The sequence below is a fragment of the Oleiphilus sp. HI0061 genome, from assembly GCF_001635675.1.
Window position 1 is genome coordinate 1 of record NZ_LWFE01000997.1, and the last position, 4,138, is coordinate 4,138.

The following is a 4,138-nucleotide window of genomic DNA, read 5'->3' on the forward strand; positions in this document are numbered from 1 at the left end:
TAAAAGACATGGTAAATAGTATTGTTAACGCAAAGGGGAGTGCTGTCGTTGCCCACCCCAGAAAATACAATATGACCCTGACTAAGCTGCGCAATATGTTGGTAGAATTTAAAGCGCAGGGAGGCGAAGGCATTGAGGTAGTTACCTCAGGGCAGAAGCAAGGGGAAGTCGGGATGCTTAGTGATTTGTGTCAGCGAATGGGGTTGAAAGGTTCAATCGGTAGTGACTTTCATTCGCCTGAATATCGCTGGGCTGAACTTGGGCGTATTCCTTCATTGCCAAAAAGTGTTCTGCCGGTATGGCAGGAGTGGGAGGCTTTTCAGTCTCTCGAGCTACAGTAAGAAAAGAACAATTCAAAATTATTAAGATTCATAAGGGCTCAAGTGATTAGAGTCTATAAAAAAGATGGAGAGAGAAAATGACACTATGTCCAATCGCAATGGTTTCTGGTTGTAAGTCTTGCCCGGTATTTAAGGTATGTCCGGGTAAATCAATAATTGGTGACAGCAAAAAGGAAGAGCCGGCTAAGCCAGAAAAGGAAGGATCTAAGGAATCATAAATGTTATAAGTAGGGGCTGCTGTGCCTCGCAGAGGGGTAGCAGGGGGCGACTCTTGGCTATTCCTCCTACTTGGCGAAATGTTGAAACGAAATAATTGACCTTTTTCTATGAATAATCTCCCTTTCGGAAGGTATCGTTTACCTTCATGGTGTCAGGCTTTGCTCGGTATTTGTCACCAATTACCGGTCAATAACTGGTTTGCTAAGCGTCTAGCCTTTCTAATGCGAAAGCCTGTATTGATGCGCAAGCAATCACCTATCGATGTTCAGGTAGAAGGTTTAAAGTTCAGGTTGTTTCCCAAAGGAAACTTATCCGATAAGCGCTTATTAACTATGCCTGGCTTGCTCGATGGCCAGGAGCGACGTTTTTTGGCGTCCGTCTTGAGTGATGGGGCTACAGTTCTAGATGTAGGTGCGAATATCGGCGGTTATGGTTTGCTACTTGCGTGGGAGCGGAAAGACCTAAAGCTTGTTGCTGTAGAGGCGCACCCAGAGCTCGCTGCTCGCTTGCAGCGGCATGTCGAATTTAATCAGCTTCAATCTCGCTGTAAGTGTTTGCAGCTTGCGGCTAGCCCGCAAAACTCATTGGTTAAACTCTATCTCGATGAGGTGAACCAAGGTTGTAATTCTTTGTCGGAAGGGGTTGAGCACCCTGAGAGAGTCAGCACTTCAATTGATGTAAAGGGTTTGACTATTAGTGAGATTTTGGCGCTTGCTGATATTGACAAACTCGAGCTGCTTAAAATGGATATTGAAGGTTTCGAGTTTCCTGTGTTGGAAAGCTTCTTAAATCACGCAGAAGAAGCTGCCTGGCCCAAATACCTGCAGCTAGAGCAGCATAAAGATGCAGCACTAAGCCCAGCGGTTTCTATGGCGCTATCGAAGGGTTATATAAAGGTGCTGCAAACCCGAATGAATGTGATTCTTGAAAAGCGCTAAAGGATAGATACGCCTTCTTTAGCGAGCATGTCGATTAGCCTAATCAAAGGTAGTCCAATCAGTATGTTTGGATCTTTGCCCTCAATAGACTCAAATAACGATATGCCCAAGCCTTCCATTTTAAAGCCTCCCGCACAATCATAGGCTTGTTCGCGTTCTATATAATTGATTAGCTGCTGCTCATTTAGCTTACGAAATTTGGTGGCGTAGCTTTCAACAGCGCTTTGATATTTGCCGGTCTTCGTATTGAGCAGGCACAAGCCTGTATAAAAGTATGCAGTTTTGCCTTGGCAGAGTGTTAGCTGCTCAAGATTGCGTTCTTTATTTAGGGGTTTTCTAAGTATTTGCTCGCCCAAGCATGCGACTTGATCAGAGCCAATGATTAGCGAATTAGGGTGGGATGCAGCCAGTGCTTGCGCTTTTCTTATGGATAAACGCTCGGCCATTTCCTTATAGTTTTCATTAGGGAGGTGAGACTCATCAATGTCAGGAGATGCACACTTGAAGTGCTGAATTATTTTTTCTAGAAGCGCCTTTCTATAGGTGCTGGAAGAGGCGAGTACGATGTCCATAGATATCCTTGTATTGCAGGAAGTTGCATTGCTAAAGCGCAGTGGCCAACAAAAAGCGCTTGTCTTTTTAAATCAATGTCAAAAATACACTTATTTCCTTTGACAATACAGGTCTTCGGCCCTAGAATTGCCCGCTTATGTCTGATCACTCGTTACCCAAGACGCTCGACCCCTTTAAATATGCAGACCAGAATAAGGATTTGCAGGGGCATATAGCGGTACATCTCATGTCTAGGCTGACTTCAATGTTAGTGGATTCTGAGGGTGTCGTTAATATTGACTTGGAATTTGGACGGGATGAGCAAAGGCTGCGTATATTGAAGGGCAAGCTTTCAGCTGAATTGAACTTGCTTTGCCAGCGCTGCTTACATCCGGTCAAAAAGACAATAAGTTCTGAGTTTCAGCTCGGAATTGTAATGAGTGACGAGCAAGCGCAAAACCTTCCGCGTGTTTATGAACCTTTATTGGTGGAAGATGAAAAGCTTGTTTTACTGGATGTGATAGAAGAAGAATTGATCCTGAGTTTGCCAATGTTCGCTTATCATGATGATTGCGAACCTGAAGAGTATAACGAAGGTGATATTGAAGAGAGTGTTGAAAGTGAGGTCGAAGAGACCAAAGAGAATCCTTTCAGCGTGCTTTCAGAACTGAATTTAAAGAAATAATCGGTGAGCTAAGCTCATCAATTGATTTGAAATACCCGCGGGAGAACAAATATGGCTGTTCAAAAAAGTAAGAAAACTCGTTCAAGACGTGGCATGCGTCGTTCACATGACGCGCTAGGCACTGCAACTTTATCTGTAGATCCAACTACAGGTGAGAAGCACTTGCGTCACCACGTTTCTGCTGACGGCTTCTACCGTGGCAAGAAAGTAATTGAGACATTAGAAGACTAGTACGTAAATACTAGTTTCTGAAGACGGCGAAATGTCTGTAGGAATCACCATTGCAGTTGATGCAATGAGTGGCGATGATGGCCCTCAGGTTGTTGTCCCTGCTGTTTTTGCCTATCTTGAAAAGCTTCAGTCAAATGATGCTTCTCAAGCGTCTCCGGCAGCCAGCTGCCAAAGCAAAGCCTTCAATATCATCCTTGTTGGAAAACAGGTTGAATTGGAGGCTTTGTTGCACTCCTACCCAGAAAATCCATCAATATCGATTGTTCACGCCGAAACCGTTGTCTCTATGGATGACCGTCCTTCTCGTGTGCTGCGCAGTAAGCAAGATTCCTCGATGGCTGTGGCACTCCAACTGGTCAAGTCTGGTCAAGCTCAAGCTTGTGTAAGCTCAGGAAATACCGGTGCTTTGATGTTGTTAGGGCGATCAATACTGGGAACCTTTCCCGGTATAGATAGGCCCGCGATTACTAAAATGTTTCCTTCTCAAGGTGGTGGCTGTTTCGTTCTGGACTTAGGTGCAAATGTTGATAGTTCGGCCGAACATCTTCTCCAGTTTGCAATCATGGGCCAAGTATTAGCAAAAATTACCAAAGGCGTTGAAAATCCCCGGGTGGCACTGTTAAATGTTGGGGGTGAAAGTATTAAGGGTAATGAGCAGGTTAGGTTAGCCGCTTCGTTAATAGAGGAAAGTGAAGCGCTCAACTATATCGGCTTTGCTGAAGGCGGCGATATCTTTCGTTCCTATGCAGATGTTATCGTTTGTGATGGCTTTGTTGGTAATGTGGCGCTAAAAAGTGCTGAGGGTGCTGCCAAAATTCTGCTTTCCGGTATAAAAGACTTTTTCAAAGAGTCATGGTACCGGAAGTTGCTGGGTCGTCTCATGCTGCCTTTGCTGGCAAAGACATTGAAGCAGCTAGACCCAGACACTCACAATGGGGCTATCTTCCTTGGTCTGCAAGGCGTTTTGGTTAAAAGTCACGGGCATGCTAATGCGAAGTCTTTTGAGCAAGCGGTTGATCTTGCCTATAAAGAGGCGGAAGCTAATCTGCCGGAGCTGATTAATAGCGAGCTGGAAAAGGTTTTGCTATAGCGCTGGTCTTGGTGGCTATGCGTCGCTAATTATTTGAATATCCAAGTCAAACTATCTAAAAGGTGAATTTTGTGACAACTGT

General features: G+C 44.7%; 6 protein-coding genes and 1 pseudogene. 6 read left to right on the forward strand and 1 reads right to left on the reverse strand.

What is annotated here, in order from left to right:
* The 3 genes and pseudogenes from A3735_RS30910 to A3735_RS11635 all read left to right on the forward strand — a co-directional run.
* Positions 1–341 (forward strand): annotated as a pseudogene (locus A3735_RS30910) (phosphatase); the annotation flags it as partial.
* A 77-nt stretch (positions 342–418) separates the two neighbouring features.
* Entirely contained in the window at positions 419–559 is a 141-nt protein-coding gene (locus A3735_RS30915) for a hypothetical protein (protein ID WP_197469960.1), read from the forward strand.
* A gap of 108 nt (positions 560–667) precedes the next feature.
* Positions 668–1,498, forward strand: a complete 831-nt coding sequence (locus A3735_RS11635; RefSeq protein ID WP_082865233.1) for an FkbM family methyltransferase — start codon at positions 668–670, stop codon at positions 1,496–1,498.
* On the opposite strand, the gene A3735_RS11640 is transcribed toward A3735_RS11635, so the two are convergent.
* Positions 1,495–2,070: a nucleoside triphosphate pyrophosphatase gene (locus A3735_RS11640; protein WP_068506768.1), complete on the reverse strand. Its 576-nt coding sequence runs from the start codon at positions 2,068–2,070 to the stop codon at positions 1,495–1,497. The two genes, A3735_RS11635 and A3735_RS11640, sit on opposite strands and share 4 nt — an antisense overlap.
* Before the next feature lie 137 nt (positions 2,071–2,207).
* Between A3735_RS11640 and A3735_RS11645 the strand changes: the two genes are divergently transcribed.
* From A3735_RS11645 to plsX, 3 genes are read left to right on the forward strand one after another with little or no spacing between them, the layout of a single operon-like run.
* Positions 2,208–2,735 (forward strand): YceD family protein, encoded by a 528-nt coding sequence (locus A3735_RS11645; protein WP_068506765.1) that lies wholly within the window; start codon positions 2,208–2,210, stop codon positions 2,733–2,735.
* 51 nt (positions 2,736–2,786) lie between these two features.
* The gene (gene rpmF, locus A3735_RS11650) at positions 2,787–2,966 is read left to right on the forward strand and encodes a 50S ribosomal protein L32 (protein ID WP_068506763.1); all 180 of its coding nucleotides are present in this window, start codon (positions 2,787–2,789) and stop codon (positions 2,964–2,966) included.
* A gap of 31 nt (positions 2,967–2,997) precedes the next feature.
* Positions 2,998–4,056: a phosphate acyltransferase PlsX gene (plsX, locus tag A3735_RS11655; protein WP_082885872.1), complete on the forward strand. Its 1,059-nt coding sequence runs from the start codon at positions 2,998–3,000 to the stop codon at positions 4,054–4,056.
* Positions 4,057–4,138: the final 82 nt, after the last annotated feature.